At 68.9% G+C, this 14,003-nt stretch carries 17 protein-coding genes, 1 tRNA gene and 1 riboswitch; of the genes, 8 read left to right on the top strand and 10 right to left on the bottom strand.

From position 1 onward, the window contains the following. On the bottom strand, positions 1 to 380 hold a 380-nt coding region (locus AC14A7_RS02685; RefSeq protein WP_484006342.1), incomplete at its 3' end, for a hypothetical protein. Here AC14A7_RS02685 and AC14A7_RS02680 point away from each other — a divergent pair. The 6 genes from AC14A7_RS02680 to AC14A7_RS02655 all read left to right on the top strand — a co-directional run bounded on the left by AC14A7_RS02680 (position 379) and on the right by AC14A7_RS02655 (position 5,350). Beyond that, positions 379 to 612: a hypothetical protein gene (locus tag AC14A7_RS02680; RefSeq protein WP_484006341.1), complete on the top strand. Its 234-nt coding sequence runs from the start codon at positions 379 to 381 to the stop codon at positions 610 to 612. The genes AC14A7_RS02685 and AC14A7_RS02680 overlap by 2 nt on opposite strands. 54 nt (positions 613 to 666) lie before the next feature. Continuing rightward, a tRNA-Thr gene (locus tag AC14A7_RS02675) sits at positions 667 to 742 on the top strand. 36 nt (positions 743 to 778) lie between these two features. Further along, the gene (locus AC14A7_RS02670) at positions 779 to 1,765 is read left to right on the top strand and encodes a Gfo/Idh/MocA family protein (protein ID WP_484006340.1); all 987 of its coding nucleotides are present in this window, start codon (positions 779 to 781) and stop codon (positions 1,763 to 1,765) included. A gap of 20 nt (positions 1,766 to 1,785) precedes the next feature. Then, the gene (locus tag AC14A7_RS02665; RefSeq protein ID WP_484006339.1) at positions 1,786 to 3,297 is read left to right on the top strand and encodes a D-alanyl-D-alanine carboxypeptidase; all 1,512 of its coding nucleotides are present in this window, start codon (positions 1,786 to 1,788) and stop codon (positions 3,295 to 3,297) included. Positions 3,298 to 3,317: 20 nt separating this feature from the next. Further along, positions 3,318 to 3,887, top strand: a complete 570-nt coding sequence (locus AC14A7_RS02660; protein WP_484006338.1) for an isochorismatase family protein — start codon at positions 3,318 to 3,320, stop codon at positions 3,885 to 3,887. Beyond that, the gene (locus AC14A7_RS02655; protein ID WP_484006337.1) at positions 3,884 to 5,350 is read left to right on the top strand and encodes an NAD-dependent succinate-semialdehyde dehydrogenase; all 1,467 of its coding nucleotides are present in this window, start codon (positions 3,884 to 3,886) and stop codon (positions 5,348 to 5,350) included. The genes AC14A7_RS02660 and AC14A7_RS02655 overlap by 4 nt, the downstream gene beginning before the upstream one ends. Here AC14A7_RS02655 and AC14A7_RS02650 read toward each other — a convergent pair. Next, positions 5,347 to 5,646: a hypothetical protein gene (locus AC14A7_RS02650; RefSeq protein WP_484006336.1), complete on the bottom strand. Its 300-nt coding sequence runs from the start codon at positions 5,644 to 5,646 to the stop codon at positions 5,347 to 5,349. The genes AC14A7_RS02655 and AC14A7_RS02650 overlap by 4 nt on opposite strands. A 70-nt stretch (positions 5,647 to 5,716) precedes the next feature. Between AC14A7_RS02650 and AC14A7_RS02645 the strand changes: the two genes are divergently transcribed. After that, on the top strand, positions 5,717 to 6,232 hold the full coding sequence (locus tag AC14A7_RS02645; protein ID WP_484006335.1) for a hypothetical protein: 516 nt from the start codon (positions 5,717 to 5,719) through the stop codon (positions 6,230 to 6,232). Positions 6,233 to 6,242: 10 nt separating this feature from the next. Next, positions 6,243 to 7,046: a TrmH family RNA methyltransferase gene (locus AC14A7_RS02640; RefSeq protein WP_484006334.1), complete on the top strand. Its 804-nt coding sequence runs from the start codon at positions 6,243 to 6,245 to the stop codon at positions 7,044 to 7,046. Between the two features lie 108 nt (positions 7,047 to 7,154). On the opposite strand, the gene AC14A7_RS02635 is transcribed toward AC14A7_RS02640, so the two are convergent. The 8 genes from AC14A7_RS02635 to ribD form a co-directional block, all read right to left on the bottom strand. After that, positions 7,155 to 8,972 (bottom strand): ABC transporter ATP-binding protein, encoded by a 1,818-nt coding sequence (locus AC14A7_RS02635; protein ID WP_484006333.1) that lies wholly within the window; start codon positions 8,970 to 8,972, stop codon positions 7,155 to 7,157. A 16-nt stretch (positions 8,973 to 8,988) separates the two neighbouring features. Next, positions 8,989 to 9,204 carry a hypothetical protein gene (locus AC14A7_RS02630; protein WP_484006332.1) on the bottom strand — a complete coding sequence of 72 codons (216 nt, stop codon included), beginning with the start codon at positions 9,202 to 9,204 and terminating at the stop codon, positions 8,989 to 8,991. 89 nt (positions 9,205 to 9,293) lie between these two features. Beyond that, positions 9,294 to 9,425 (bottom strand): hypothetical protein, encoded by a 132-nt coding sequence (locus tag AC14A7_RS02625; protein ID WP_484006331.1) that lies wholly within the window; start codon positions 9,423 to 9,425, stop codon positions 9,294 to 9,296. A gap of 9 nt (positions 9,426 to 9,434) precedes the next feature. Further along, positions 9,435 to 10,232 carry a ribokinase gene (locus AC14A7_RS02620; protein WP_484006330.1) on the bottom strand — a complete coding sequence of 266 codons (798 nt, stop codon included), beginning with the start codon at positions 10,230 to 10,232 and terminating at the stop codon, positions 9,435 to 9,437. A gap of 33 nt (positions 10,233 to 10,265) precedes the next feature. Further along, a complete protein-coding gene (ribH, locus tag AC14A7_RS02615) occupies positions 10,266 to 10,736 on the bottom strand; it encodes a 6,7-dimethyl-8-ribityllumazine synthase (protein WP_484006329.1) in 471 nt (156 codons plus the stop codon). Next, positions 10,733 to 12,037, bottom strand: coding sequence for a GTP cyclohydrolase II (ribA, locus tag AC14A7_RS02610; protein ID WP_484006328.1), 1,305 nt, complete (start codon positions 12,035 to 12,037; stop codon positions 10,733 to 10,735). The genes ribH and ribA overlap by 4 nt, the downstream gene beginning before the upstream one ends. Continuing rightward, positions 12,034 to 12,657 (bottom strand): riboflavin synthase, encoded by a 624-nt coding sequence (locus AC14A7_RS02605; RefSeq protein WP_484006327.1) that lies wholly within the window; start codon positions 12,655 to 12,657, stop codon positions 12,034 to 12,036. Before AC14A7_RS02605 ends, ribA begins: the two co-directional genes overlap by 4 nt. Next, a complete protein-coding gene (gene ribD, locus AC14A7_RS02600; protein ID WP_484006326.1) occupies positions 12,657 to 13,667 on the bottom strand; it encodes a bifunctional diaminohydroxyphosphoribosylaminopyrimidine deaminase/5-amino-6-(5-phosphoribosylamino)uracil reductase RibD in 1,011 nt (336 codons plus the stop codon). Before ribD ends, AC14A7_RS02605 begins: the two co-directional genes overlap by 1 nt. Before the next feature lie 73 nt (positions 13,668 to 13,740). Then, positions 13,741 to 13,885, bottom strand: a riboswitch (FMN riboswitch). Positions 13,886 to 14,003: the final 118 nt, after the last annotated feature.

Below are 14,003 nucleotides of genomic sequence, written 5' to 3'. Positions count from 1 at the left end.
AGCCCTCCGCTACCACGGCCTTTTGCCGGGTCACCGGTCGGCGCCAGGATCGAAATTCGCGGCGCGAACGCGACACGGCTTTCGCCGTCTCCTGCCAGCTGATAGCGGTAGTTGAACAGGACATCGCCGAAGCCGGCGCCGGTCCCGTTGAGCGCTCCTGAATGCACATCCGCCAGCGTGTAGCTCAACTGATGCCTCGCATTGCGCGATCCCGGCCATTCCTGGGTGAACGTGTACCCAAAATCCTTGCTGTTCCACATCCGTGACAGAGTGCTGATGTGCTGCACGACGTCCCGCTCCTGGTTGTACGCTTCTTCGACCAGAAAGCTATTGTCCTGGATGGGTCGTTCCTGCTGGGCGGCGCCAGTCGCGATGCGCATGGGCACCATGCGCCACTTCGAGAGCGACCTGCAGGCGATCATCGAGAGGCGACTGGATGCCGACGGCGTTGCCGCCGGGCCAGAGCGCGAGTCACGCGCACGCCTCATCACCCTCGTCGCCTTCGCCGCCATGCGCCACGCCTGGGCGTGCTGGGCCGACAACGGCAACGGGCCAGACCTCGCCGCTCGGCTCAGGGAGTCGTTCGCCGAACTCGAGAGCCTGCTCGCGTAAAACCCGCGTGATTGTTCGGCTAAGCTTTCATGCTGTGCCCGGCTCGCCGGCCACGCCGCCTTAGCTCAGTCGGTAGAGCATCTCACTCGTAATGAGAAGGTCGTCAGTTCGATTCTGACAGGCGGCTCCACGTCATCGTCTCGTCCGCACGACAGAGAGGCACATCATGTCGACATCACTCCGCTGGGGAATCCTCGGCACCGGCTGGATCGCCGACGCCCAGGTGAAGGATCTGCTTGCCGACGGGTTCACCGTTGCCGCGGTCGGGTCTCGCTCGCAGGGCGGCGCCGACGCCTTCGCAGCCACGTACGGCATCCCGACCGCCCACGGCAGCTACGAGGCGCTCGTGGCCGACCCGAACGTCGACGTCATCTACGTCGCGACCCCGCACCCGCTGCACGCCGAGAACGCAGAGCTCGCCATCAACGCCGGCAAGCACGTGCTGCTCGAGAAGCCGTTCACGCTCAACCGGGCCGAGGCAGAGCGCATCGTCGCGCTCGCCGCGGAGAAGAAGGTCGTGCTGCTCGAAGCCATGTGGACCCGCTGGCTGCCCACCATGGTTCGGCTGCGCGAGGTCATCGCCGAAGGCACCATCGGCCAGGTGCGCACGGTCATCGCCGACCACAACCAGTTCCTGCCGAAAGACCCGAAGCACCGCATCAACGCCCCGGAGCTCGGCGGCGGCGCGCTGCTCGACCTCGGCATCTACCCGGTCTCGTTCGCCTGGGACATGCTCGGTGCACCGCAGACCGTGCACGCCATTGCCGCCAAGACCGCAACCGGAGTCGACCGCCAGACCGCGATCCTGCTCGGCTACGCAGACGGCCAGCAGGCGGTGCTGCACACGGCGCTCGACACCGCAGGGCCCAACACGGCGAGCGTCATCGGCACCGATGGCTGGATCCACATCGACTCCGTCTTCTACAACCCCACCTCGTTCACGGTCTACGACTCGCAGCAGACCGTGCTCGAGCGCTACGAGCCAGAGCCCTCTGAGACGCGCGGCATGCAGTACCAGGCGCGGGAGCTCGAGCGCATCGTCGCGTCTGGCTCGCTCGTCGGCGACATCCTGTCGCTGGATGAGACGGTCGGCATCATGGGCACCCTCGACGAGGTGCGCCGCCAGATCGACCTCTCCTACCCCGGGGAATAGCAACCGCCTATCATTGGCGAGTGACTGAGCCACGCATGACCGACCCGAATGCGCCACTGTCACGGCGCGCGAGCCGCGAGGCCGCGACCCGTGGGAGTGCCCCTCGCGTGGCGCCCGCACAGGCGCCTGCGGCAACGGGTTCGGGCATCCGCGGATTCGTCGCCGCGAACCGCACGGCGGTCATTGTCGGCGCGGGAGCCCTTGCGTTCCTGCTGCTGGCCACCGGAGCTCTCTTCGCGGGAGCCGCCGTTGGGTCGCAGGTGAGCCCAGATTCTGCCTCCAGCGACACCGTCACCGACGCTGCCCGCCCGAAGCCGGCAGAGATCGCCCAGCCGAGCCGGCTGCGCACCTGCACCGTCGCTGCTCTCGCCGCCGACCCGCGGCTCGTCGGCTTCACCGGAGCGGTGACCAACGCCTCGACCGGCGCGGTGCTGTTCGACCGCGGCGCGACCACCGCGACAACGCAGGCCGGAGTCTCGAAGGTGCTCACCGCTGCCGCGGCCATCAACGTGCTCGGGCCCGACACCCAGCTCTCGACCCGGGTCTACCAGGGCAGCACGCCGAACACCATCGTGCTCGTCGGCGGGGGCGACCCGACAGTGTCCGCACTCGAAGCAGGAGAGAGCGTCTACCCTGGCGCAGCCCGGGTCTCCGACCTGGCCGACCAGGTGCGGGACTCCTACGCCGGCAACCCCGACGACATCGAGAACATCGTGCTCGACGCGAGCCTGTGGCCAGAGGGCGACAAGTGGGACGCCAGCTGGCCTCGCGCAGCGCAGACCGGTGGCAGCCTCTCTGAGGTGACCGCGCTGCAGTTCGACGGCGACCGCGCCGACCCGACGAAGCAGACCAGCCCGCGCTCGACCGACCCGGTCGCCCGAGCCGGCGTGCTCTTCGCCGAGGCGCTCGGGCTCAACCCGGACGACGTGACCTTCAGCCGCGGTTCCGCGGTGACGAGTAAGCCGCTTCTCGGCGAGGTGAAGTCGCAGCCCGTCAACGTGCTGGTCAACCAGATGCTCATGGAGAACGACGCCACGCTCGCAGAGCACCTCGCGCGCGTGCTCTCGAAGTCGACCGGATACGGCGGAACCGGGGCGTCGCTGCAGCAGGCGATCACGAGCGCGCTGGCGGTCTACGGCGTCTCGACCACCGGGGTCACCATCCATGACGGCTCCGGGCTCAGCGCGGCCACGGTGATCCCTCCGAAGTTCCTCGCCGACTTCATGGCCAAGGTGCTGGCTGGCGCCAACAACCTCAACTACGTCTACAACTCGCTTCCCGTCGCGGGCAAGACCGGCACCCTCGCCGCGCGTTTCGGAGGGGATGCCGCGGCAGCCAAGAGCCAGGTGCTCGCGGTTCCCGGCTCCTCCGGCGGCTACAGCCTCTCTGGCATCGTGCTCTCGGTCGACGGCACTCCGCTCTCGTTCGCCTTCGCCGCAACGGGCGCTGGCGTCAAAGACACCGCCAGGGCGGCCCTCGACAGCCTTGCAACGGGAGTCTTCGCCTGCGGCGACAACCTGTCGAACAACTGACCTTTCCGTAGACTCGTTCTATGACGCGCGCGCTCTTCATCATCGACGTGCAGAACGACTTCACCGAGGGCGGGGCCCTCGGTGTTGAGGGCGGCGCGGCCGTCGCGAGGGGCATCACCGCCTACCTCGACAAGAACCACGGCCGCTACGACCACATCTTCGCCTCCCGTGACTGGCACGACGGCGACAACGACAACGGCGGCCACTTCAGCGCAGAACCCGATTTCGTCGACACGTGGCCGCGCCACTGCGTGAGCGGCACGAGCGGGGCCGACTACCACCCAGAGCTCGACACGAGTCGGGTCGATGTGCACGTGCTCAAGGGGCAGGGCGAGCCGGCCTATTCGATCTTCGACGGCACGACCGCGAGCGGTGCTACGACGTCGCAAGAGCTCGAGCGTCTGGATGTCGACGAGGTGGATGTCGTCGGAATCGCGACCGACTACTGCGTGCGGGCATCGGCCCGTGACGCCGTCGCCGCTGGGCTGACGACCCGCGTGCTCGTCGATCTGACTGCCGGAGTCGCTCCGGAGTCGAGCGCAGCCGCGCTCAACGAACTGGCCGCAGCAGGCGTGGAGGTAGTGCGATGATCACCGAATCCGAGCTTCTCGAGAAGGTGCCGACGAGGCTGTTCATCGGCGGGGAGTGGGTCGAGTCGACATCCGGTCGCTCCATCGAGGTTCACGACCCCGCGACGGATGCCGTGCTCGCCACGATCGCCGATGCCTCGCCAGCCGACGGCGCGGCCGCGCTCGACGCCGCAGTCGCCGAGCAGGAGTCGTGGGCCGCCACCGCGCCCCGCGCCCGCGGCGAGCTGCTGCGCCGCGCCTTCGACCTGCTGCAGGAGCGCGCCGACGAGTTCGCCCTGCTCATGACTCTCGAGATGGGAAAGCCCCTCGCCGAGGCGCGGGGCGAAGTCACCTATGGCGGCGAGTTCCTGCGCTGGTTCGGCGAGGAGGCCGTGCGCATCCAGGGCCGCTACGGCAAGAACCCGGAGGGCACCGGTCGCATGATCGTCACGCACCTGCCGGTCGGCCCGTCGTTCCTCATCACCCCATGGAACTTCCCGCTCGCCATGGCGACCCGCAAGATCGCACCTGCGCTCGCCGCCGGCTGCACCGTCGTCATCAAGCCAGCAGAGCTCACCCCGCTCACGACCCTCTACTTCGCGAAGCTGCTCGAAGACGCCGGCCTGCCTGCCGGTGTGGTGAACGTCATCACGACCTCGACGTCGAAGGAGGTCAGCGGCCCGATCATCGCCGACCGCCGCCTTCGCAAGCTCAGCTTCACCGGCTCGACCCCCGTCGGCGTCGCCCTGCTCAAGCAGGCGGCCGACGGCGTGCTGCGCACCTCGATGGAGCTGGGCGGCAACGCCCCCTTCGTCATCTTCGAGGATGCCGACCTCGACAAGGCGGTCGACGGCGCCATGCTCGCCAAGTTCCGCAACATCGGCGAGGCCTGCACGGCGGCCAACCGCTTCATCGTGCACGAGTCGGTGGCCGACGCCTTCGCCGCGAAGATCACCGAGCGGGTCAAGGCCATGACGATCGGCCGCGGCACAGAGAGCGGCGTCTCGGTCGGCCCCCTCATCAACGCGGGCGCGGTCGACAAGGCCGACGCCCTCGTGCAGGATGCCATCGGGCGTGGAGCGACGCTGCTGACCGGTGGGTCGCGCGTCGACGGGCCGGGCAGCTTCTATGAGCCGACCGTGCTGTCGGGGGTGGTGGCCGGCAGCGACATCCTCCGAGAGGAGATCTTCGGACCGGTCGTCAGCATCGTGCGATTCACCGATGAGCAGGATGCCGTTGCCAAGGCCAACGACACCGAGTACGGCCTCGTCAGCTACGTCTACACCCGCGACCTCGCGCGCGGCCAGCGCATGGTCGAGGCGCTGCACACCGGCATGATGGGGCTCAACGTCGGCGTGGTCTCCAACGCCGCAGCCCCCTTCGGCGGCGTCAAGCAGTCCGGCATCGGCCGCGAGGGCGGCGCGGAGGGCATCCACGAGTACCTCGAGACGAAGTACGTGCTGACGCCGGATCCGTTCGCCTAGGAGTTGGCCTTGGCGTCTGTGCCCTGTGAGCGGTGCGCGGCGTAGTACCGGAAGTCGTACCCGATGGTGCCGACGACGAGCGCGGCGATGAACGACACGACTCCGAGGATGACCATGCCAATGCCGAAGGCCTGCCACGCAGACGTCGCGGACAGCGCGACCGAGGTCTGCCCCACGGCCGCCTCGAGCTCACCGCTGTAGGCGGCGGATGCGACAAGGGAGATGAGCCCTCCGGTGAGCACAGCGCAGACGCCGATCCAGATGAGCGCGGAGTGATCTTTGTTCAGGTACTTCATGACTGAATCCTGCCGGGGTCGCTGTCGGCGCGCAAGACCGACGAGCCGAATCCTCGGCTAGCCTCGAAGAATGGATCCGGACGACCTCGACCTGCTCACCGAGGAGAGCGACGTCGAATCGCGCACGCCGACGCTCGGTCGTGTGCTGCTGACCCTCGCCGGTGCCGGCGTGCTGGTCGCCATCGTCGTGATCGTGCTCGCGACCCTCGCGACGGCTGGCCGGCCGGAGGCCGAGACGCTGTGCGGCGGGGCGCCATCCTGCACCGGTCTCTCACTCTCGCAGGTCTCGCAGCTGACCGGGCTCGCGTTTGCCGAGGGCAGCACCGTCGTCGAGTCGCGCTACGAGTCGAGCGCCGACCAGATCCTCGTCGAGGCCACGGTCGAGCTGGCGTTCGGCGCCGCCAACCCCTTCGACGGGGGGTCGTACTTCGTCGTCGATTCGACGCCCCTCGAGCTGCCCGCCGGTAGCGACCCCTACGGCTATTACGCCGCGACCGGCGAGATGGGCGCTCTGACCGGCGACGGCGCGCTCGTCGAGACCACCACCAAGCAGATTGTGGTCGTGCGCGTGCAGCGCACCCTCTGATGGCCACCTGATGGCCACCGTCGTACCCATCGTCGACCTCGACGATCCGCGACTCGGCGACTACGCGCACCTCACCGACGTCGCGCTGAAGAAGTCGGGCGGGGAGCACGGGCTCTACCTCGCCGAGAGCCTCATCGTGCTCGAGCGCGCGCTACGGGCGGGCCATGTGCCGCGGTCGGTGCTTGCCCTTGGCAGCTCGGTCGATGAGGCGCTCGCCGTTCTCGGCGACCACGACGTTCCCGTCTTCGCCGGGGCTCCCGAGCTGCTCGAGCAGCTCACCGGCTACCTCCTGCACCGCGGCCTCATCGCCTCGATGCACCGACCGCCGCTGCCGTCGGTTGAGTCGCTGCTTGCCAACTCGCGCCGCGTCGTCGTGCTCGAGAACGTCGTCGACCCGACCAACGTCGGCGCGATCTTCCGCTCGGTCGCCGCCATCGGCGCGGATGCGGTGCTCGTCACCCCGCGCTGCTCCGACCCGTTCTACCGCCGCGCCATCCGCGTCTCGATGGGCACGGTGCTGCAGGTGCCATGGACGCGCGTCGGGGACTGGGCGTCGACGCGCTCCGTCTTGGCGGCATCCGGGTTTCAGATCGCTGCCCTCGCGCTGACCCAGGATGCCGTGGCGCTGCGCGACTACGCCGCGTCGGCTCCAGAGAAGGTCGCCCTCGTGCTCGGCACCGAGGGCGACGGCCTTACCCCGGAAGCGATCGCCGCGGCCGACACCATCGTGCAGATCCCGATGCGGCACGGCATCGACTCGCTCAACGTCGCGGCCGCCGCGGCGGTGGCGATGTACGCCCTCGCCCTTGCCTGAGGCAGCCCGCGCCGTGCCCGTGCCTGTCACATGCCGCGGCTCCAGCTATGACGTCGGCGCCCCAGTTGTAGGGTGCGTGTTGAGCTCGTAGCTGGAGCTGCGGGGGAGTTAGACGAGCAGCTGGTGCTTTGCCAGGTTCTTGTAGAGCGGGGTCGACTTCACGAGCTCGGAGTGCGTGCCAACGCCGACGACGCGGCCGTGGTCGAGCACGACGATCTGGTCGCTGTCGACGACGGTCGAGAGCCGGTGCGCGATCACGATGAGCGTGCGGTTCTCTGCGACCGCGTCGATCGCCTCGCGCAGCATCTGCTCGTTGAGTCCGTCGAGACTGGATGTCGACTCGTCGAGGAGGAGGATCGGCGGCGCCGCGAGCAGCGTGCGCGCGATCGCGAGGCGCTGCCTCTCGCCACCGGACAGCATCACGCCGTCCTCGCCGACGGCGGCATCCAGCCCGGCATCGTTGCGGTCGAGCACCTCGCCGAGGTTGACAGAGCGCATCACCGCGATGCACTCCTCCTCTGTCGCGTTCGGGGAGCCGAGCAGCAGGTTCTGGCGGATGGAGCCCGCGAGCACAGGCGCGTCCTGCTCCACATAGCCGATCTGGGCGCGCAGCTCGTCGCGGTCGAGGCCGCGGATGTCGACCCCGCCGAGGCGCACGACGCCGGCGGTCGGGTCGTAGAAGCGCTCGATGAGGGCGAGGATGGTCGACTTGCCCGCGCCCGATGGCCCGACCAGGGCGGTGCGGGTGCCGCGTTCTGCGGTGAAGGAGATGCCGCGCAGCACGGTGAGATCGTGCACCGGTGCGTCGGGGTCGTGCGCCAGAACCGCCTCGGCCGGGTAGGTGAACTCGACGTTCTCGAAGCTGAGGGCTGCATCCGACTCGATCGCGGCGACAGGGGTGATAGCGGAGTCGCCCTCGCGCTCCGAGGGGAGGGCGATGACCTCCTGGATGCGGCCGAGGGCCCCGAGGGCCTGGTTGACCGAGTTGATCGCGCCGAAGGCCTGGCCGAGCGGCATGATCATCATGAACAGGAAGAGGATGAACGAGATGAGGCTCGCGACGGTGATGACGCCGCTCGCGACGCGGAACCCGCCGACGCCGAGCACGATGAGCAGGGATGCCTGCAGTGCGATTCCGGCGATCGGCACGACGAGGGCGGAGATGCGCGCGACCTTGAGGCCGGCCCGCCACGCTCCGCGGGCATCCTCCTCGATGGCGGTGATCTCGCGGTCGGTGGCGTTCGCCGCACGCACGGTGCGGATGGCGCCGATGGCCCGCTCGACCGCCGCGGCCAGGTCGCCGACCTTCTCCTGCTGCTCCTTGCTCGCGACGCGAACGCGGCTCGAGAGGGTGACGACCGTCACGACGGCGATCGCGATGACCAGCACCGTGAGGCCGAGCAGCAGCGGATCGATGAGCAGCATCGCGACGAGCGCGCCAAAGAACAGCAGCGCGCCGCCGATCGCGTCGACGAGGCCCTGGGTGATGACCGCGTAGAGCAGGGTGGTGTCGGAGCCGACGCGGGAGACGAGGTCGCCGGTGCGGCGACGGTCGAACTCGCTGATCGGGAGGTGCAGCATGCGCGACACCAGCTGGCGGCGCGCAGAGAACACGACGCTCGTGCCGGTGCGCTGCAGCAGGTAGTGCTGGAATCCGCTGATGATCGCGCTCGCGACGACGAGGCCGACGAGCAGCCACACGACGGTGCCGAGCGGGTCGCCCTTCTCGACGATCGTGATGACCTGGCTGACGAGCAGCGGCTGCGCGAGCGAGGCGGCGGCACCGAGGATGCTCAGGGCGATGACGACGGCGAGCACCTTCTTGTGCTCGAAGAGGTAGGGCAGCAGCTGGCTGAAGCGCGCGCGGGGGCCTTCCTCTGCCGGGCGGGCAAAGGGGGAGCGGCGGGTCTCTGCGGTGTCGGTCATTGTTCTCTCTCGTGGATCAGCGTCGGCCGTACTTCTTGTGCACTGCCTGCTTGGTGACGCCGAGGGCGAGGGCGATGAGCTGCCAGGAGGCACCGCGCATGCGGGCCGCCCGAACCGTCACTGCCTCGACCCTGTCGAGCTCCTTGCGCAGCCCGGCAATGGCATTGAGTGCCTCGATGGGGTCATCAGAGCCCGCGGACGTCGCGAGCGCATGGATGCCGTCGTGGTTCACAGTCGTCAACGATAGTTGACGACTGGCCGGTCGTCAACCTGCGTTGACAATGGCGTGGTCGAGAACGGCCAGCCGCGGGCCACGGCAGTTCAGCCCAGGCGTGGCTCGATCAGCACGATCCACGAGAAGGTGGCCGCGAGTCCGAGGGCGATGACGACCGCCACCCACAGGATCCCGCCGCGGCCAAGGTTGCGCTTGGGCATGTCACGCTTCTCGCTCATGGGTCTAGCCTACGCAGGCTGGGCGCCGAGATAGAGCACTGCCTCTGTGCCAGCGGCCACCCCCGCGGTCACGGCGTCGCGTAGCGACGCGCCGGTGACGAGCGCCGCGGCGAGAGTGCCGGCGAACGCGTCGCCAGCGCCCGTCGTGTCGACAACGTCGACCTTCGAGGCATGGATGACGCCCTCATCGTCAGCATCGACGAACCGCGCACCCCCTGCCCCGAGCGTCACGACGAGGGAGCGCGGTGTGACGCTCAACTGCGCCTCCTCCGCCTCGTTCACGATGAGGGGATCCGCCCGCTCGAGCAGCTCGGCCGGCACGGGGATCGCGGGGGAGTAGTTGAGCACGAACCGTCGAGCGAGGCGCGCGGCCGCGAGCACCGTCTCGACCGGAATCTCGAGCTGCGCGATCAGCACGTCGGGGTCGAGTTCTCGCATGTGCTGGGCGACGGCGACCTCGTCGAGGAGCGCGTTGGCACCCTGCGCGACGACGATGGAGTTCTCCCCGTCTGCCCCGACCGTGATGAGGGCGATGCCTGTCGGCGACGTCGAGTGCTGAACGTGCGCCAGGTCGACCCCGCGCAGCTGCAGTTGCTCAACCGCGGGCCCAGCGTCGGCGCCGACGGCGGCGAGCAGCACGGGGCGCACCCCCGCCCGCGCCGCAGCGACGGCCTGGTTGGCTCCCTTGCCGCCGATGGCTGTAACGAGACTCGAGGCGAGCACGGTCTCGCCCGGTGCAGGGTAGTGCTCCACCACAACCGTGTAGTCGATGTTGATCGAGCCGAGGACGACGAGCGGAACGGTCATGGTGCGACCATACCCGCCCCGCGCGAGAGGAACCTAGGGACGAAGGGCCCGCAGCACGAGGGCGGTGGCGACGGCGGCCTCTGCGGCCTCCGCACCCTTGTCCTCCTTCGAGCCGGGCAGGCCGGCCCGGTCAAGGCCCTGCTGCTCGTCGTCGAGGGTGAGCACGCCGAAGCCTACGGGCTTCCCGGTGTCGAGGGCGACGCGCGTGAGGCCGTCGGTGGCTGCCGCCGAGACGTACTCGAAGTGCGGGGTTCCGCCGCGGATGATGACGCCGAGGGCGACCACCGCATCCGCGCCGTTCTCCAGCGCGACCTTCGAGGCGACGGGCAGTTCGAAGCTGCCGGGAACGCGGATCTCGGTGACCTCTGCTCCGGCGGCCGCCAGCGCGCGGTGGGCACCGGCGAGCAGGCCGTTGCTGATCTCCTCGTGCCACTGGCCGGCGACGATCGTCACCTTGAGTCCTGCTCCGTTGCTCTCGATCGTCGGTGCTCCTGCGCCGCTCATATGATGCTTCCCTTCGTGGTGCCGAGTACGGCGTGGTTGGCGGTGACTGCCTCGTCGAGGATCGCGGTCGATGGAAGCAGGTGCCCCATCCGGTCGCGCTTGGCCTCGAGGTAGCCCTCGTTGAAGTCGCCGACACCGACGACGAGCGGAACCTGCTCTAGCACGGTGATGCCGCGGTCCTTCAGCTGGCGCAGCTTCTCCGGGTTGTTGGTGATGGCGCGCACCTCGGTGAGGCCGAGGTCTTCGAGGATGGCGACGGCTGCTCCGTAGTCCCGCCCGTCGGCGGGGAAGCCGAGGGCGAGGTTGGCGTCGAGGGTGTCGAGGCCCTGCTCCTGCAGCGCGTAGGCCTTGAGCTTGTTGATGAGGCCGATGCCACGGCCCTCGTGGCCGCGCATGTAGATGACGACGCCGCCCTCTGCCTGGATCTGGTCGAGCGCTGCGTCGAGCTGCGGACCGCACTCGCACTTGAGCGAGTGGAAGACCTCACCCGTGAGGCACTCCGAGTGCACCCGGATGAGGGAGCCGTTGGCGGGAGTGCCCGAGATGATCGCGAGGTGGTCTGCGCCCGTCATGCGGTCGCGGTAGGCGCGGAACCGGAACGGCCCGTGCGCGGTCGGAACCAGCGTCTCGACCTCGAAGATAACGCGCGACGACTCGGGGATCTCCACCGGCATCGGCACGTCGACGTCGCAGTGCTTCTCCTGCAGGAACTCGATGAGCGTCTCGATCGTGATGACCGGGATGCCGTTGGCAGCGCCGAGAGCGATGAGACCGGGCAGGCGCATCATCTCGCCGTCGTCCTCGACGATCTCGGCGATGACGCCGACCGGCACGAGGCCGGCGAGCTTGAGCAGGTCGACGGTGGCCTCGGTGTGGCCGGGGCGCTCGCGCACCCCGCCCTCGATCGCGCGCAGCGGCAGGATGTGGCCGGGGCGGATGAGGCTCGCCGGGGTCGAGTCGAGGTCGGCGAGCACGCGGAGCGTGTGCGCGCGGTCGGCCGCGCTGATGCCGGTGCTCTGGCGGTCGGCCGCGTCGACGCTCACGGTGTAGTTCGTTCCGCGGGCGTCCTGGTTGTTGACGACCATGACCGGCAGCTCGAGGCGGTCGGCGATCTCGTTCGTCATCGGGGCGCAGACGTAGCCGGAGGTGTGGCGAACGGTCCACGCCATCCACTCCTGGCTGACCAGCTGGGCCGCCATGACGACGTCGCCCTCGTTCTCTCGGCTCTCATCGTCGACGACGATGACAGGCTTGCCGGCGCGCAGAGCGTCGAGGGCGGCGGGGATGTCAGCGAGACTCATATCCCGCTCCTTTCATTCGTGAAGCTCAGCAGGCGCTCTACGTGGCGCGCCAGGATGTCGGTCTCGAGGTTGACCACGCCGCCGACCTCGAGGGTGCCGAGGGTGGTCGCTGCGAGGGTCTCGGGAATCAGCGAGACCTCGAACCACTGCTCCGGCTCGCTTGCGGGGCTGACGGCACTCACGGTGAGCGAGACGCCGCTGACGGTGATGGAGCCCTTGTTGGCGACGAGGGGAGCGAGGTCGGCTGGAAGGGTGATGCGCAGCACGTGCCAGGCCGACCCCTCGATGCGGCTCAGCAGAGCGCCGGAGCCGTCGACGTGGCCCTGCACGATGTGGCCGCCGAGACGGCTGTCGACGCGGGCAGCGCGCTCGAGGTTGACCCGGTCGCCTGCCGACAGCGAGCCGATGACGCTGGCGCGCAGGGTCTCTGCCATCACGTCGGCGACGAACCAGTCCGGCCCCTGATCGACGACGGTGAGGCACACGCCGTTGACCGAGATCGAGTCGCCGTGAGCGGCGTCGGATGCGGCGAGCGGCGCGCTGATGCGCAGTCGCGCCGCGCCATCGTGCTCTGCGATCTCGACCACAGAGCCGAGATCTTCAATGATTCCGGTGAACACTAGATGCTCCTTGCGGTAATGAGGATGTCGTCGCCGAGCCTGTCGATGCCCGTGACCGTCAGGCGGTGCTGCCCGGCGATCGTCGAAACGCCGATGTCACCGATGGCGAGCGTCGGCCCGCCGATGAGGGTCGGCGCGAGGTAGACGAGGTACTCGTCGACGAGCCCGGCGGCGATGAAGGCGCTCGCGACGGTCGGCCCGCCCTCGACGAAGACGCGGCGGATGTCGCGGGAGTAGAGGTCGTCGAGAACCGCTGCGACATCCCGGCTTCCCGTCTCGATGAGCCCGGCCGGGTGACTGCGCAGCTTCGCGTCGTCTGGCACCGCACGGGTTCCAATGACGACCGGGATCGGCTGGTGCTCGAGCAGCTCGCCGCCGTCGCCGCGGGCGGTGAGGCTCGGGTCGTCGGCGAGAACGGTGCCGGTGCCGACCACGATGGCGTCGGCGAGCGCACGGCGCTCATGCACGTGCTGGCGGGCTGCGGAGCCGGTGATCCACTGGCTCGTGCCGTCGGCTGCTGCGGCGCGGCCGTCGAGGCTCGAGGCCCACTTGACCGTGACGAAGGGGCGGCCGAGGCGCACGGCGGTCAGCCACGGATGCAGCAGCTCCTCCGTCTCGTCGGAGAGCACTCCGCCCGACGCGGGAATGCCCGCCGCGCGAAGGCGCTCCGCACCACCACCCGCAGCGGGGTTCGGGTCGGAGACGGAGTAGACGACCCGCTCGACGCCGGCCTCGATGAGCGCGACGCTGCAGGGGCCGGTGCGGCCGGTGTGGTTGCAGGGCTCGAGGGTGACGACGGCGGTGAGACCGCGGGCGTCGGCGACCTTGCTCAGCGCGTCTACCTCGGCGTGGGGCGTGCCAGCCCCGCGGTGCCAGCCCTCGGCGACGATCGCGCCCTCGGCGTCGAGCAGCACGCAGCCGACCTGCGGGTTGACGCCCGTCGCGGGTCCGCGGGCGGCGAGGGAGAGGGCGCGGCGCATGGCTGCGTCCATGCTGACTGTCTCGCTCATCCGGTCGTTCCCATCGGTTGCCGACGGACTCCGGGGTGGGTTCGAGAACCCGTGCAGCGGCAACGCCGATGCACCGTGCTGCCTCCCTTCCGGACTAAACGACTTGCGTCGTCATTACCGTCGGTCCTGGAATTCCACCAGGTCAGTCCCGGTCAGTTTCAATCGGGAGTCGCGGACTATCACCGCCGGTTCGGAATTTCACCGACCCCGGAGCACATGTAGCCAGGCCGTCAATTGCGTTTCCACGTTGATCTTTCTTTGGTGCATTCACTAATTTTTGAACTGCTCTTGCAAGTGCCTGGTCATCGTTACTCCATGTAGGTAAGCCAACTGCCT

Source organism: Conyzicola sp. (assembly GCF_057073975.1).
The sequence above is the reverse complement of the archived record's forward strand: the minus strand, read 5'-3'. Positions and strand labels throughout refer to the sequence as shown.

Bases quoted from the DNA above. Each gene is read 5' to 3' on its own strand.
- ribA (WP_484006328.1), bottom strand. From the start codon at position 12,037: ATGAGTCTCGCTGACATCCCCGCCGCCCTCGACGCTCTGCGCGCCGGC.
- AC14A7_RS02660 (WP_484006338.1), top strand. From the start codon at position 3,318: ATGACGCGCGCGCTCTTCATCATCGACGTGCAGAACGACTTCACCGAG.
- AC14A7_RS02655 (WP_484006337.1), top strand. From the start codon at position 3,884: ATGATCACCGAATCCGAGCTTCTCGAGAAGGTGCCGACGAGGCTGTTC.
- AC14A7_RS02625 (WP_484006331.1), bottom strand. From the start codon at position 9,425: ATGAGCGAGAAGCGTGACATGCCCAAGCGCAACCTTGGCCGCGGCGGG.
- AC14A7_RS02640 (WP_484006334.1), top strand. From the start codon at position 6,243: ATGGCCACCGTCGTACCCATCGTCGACCTCGACGATCCGCGACTCGGC.
- AC14A7_RS02670 (WP_484006340.1), top strand. From the start codon at position 779: ATGTCGACATCACTCCGCTGGGGAATCCTCGGCACCGGCTGGATCGCC.
- ribH (WP_484006329.1), bottom strand. From the start codon at position 10,736: ATGAGCGGCGCAGGAGCACCGACGATCGAGAGCAACGGAGCAGGACTC.
- ribD (WP_484006326.1), bottom strand. From the start codon at position 13,667: ATGAGCGAGACAGTCAGCATGGACGCAGCCATGCGCCGCGCCCTCTCC.
- AC14A7_RS02645 (WP_484006335.1), top strand. From the start codon at position 5,717: ATGGATCCGGACGACCTCGACCTGCTCACCGAGGAGAGCGACGTCGAA.
- AC14A7_RS02635 (WP_484006333.1), bottom strand. From the start codon at position 8,972: ATGACCGACACCGCAGAGACCCGCCGCTCCCCCTTTGCCCGCCCGGCA.
- AC14A7_RS02620 (WP_484006330.1), bottom strand. From the start codon at position 10,232: ATGACCGTTCCGCTCGTCGTCCTCGGCTCGATCAACATCGACTACACG.
- AC14A7_RS02680 (WP_484006341.1), top strand. From the start codon at position 379: ATGGGCACCATGCGCCACTTCGAGAGCGACCTGCAGGCGATCATCGAG.
- AC14A7_RS02650 (WP_484006336.1), bottom strand. From the start codon at position 5,646: ATGAAGTACCTGAACAAAGATCACTCCGCGCTCATCTGGATCGGCGTC.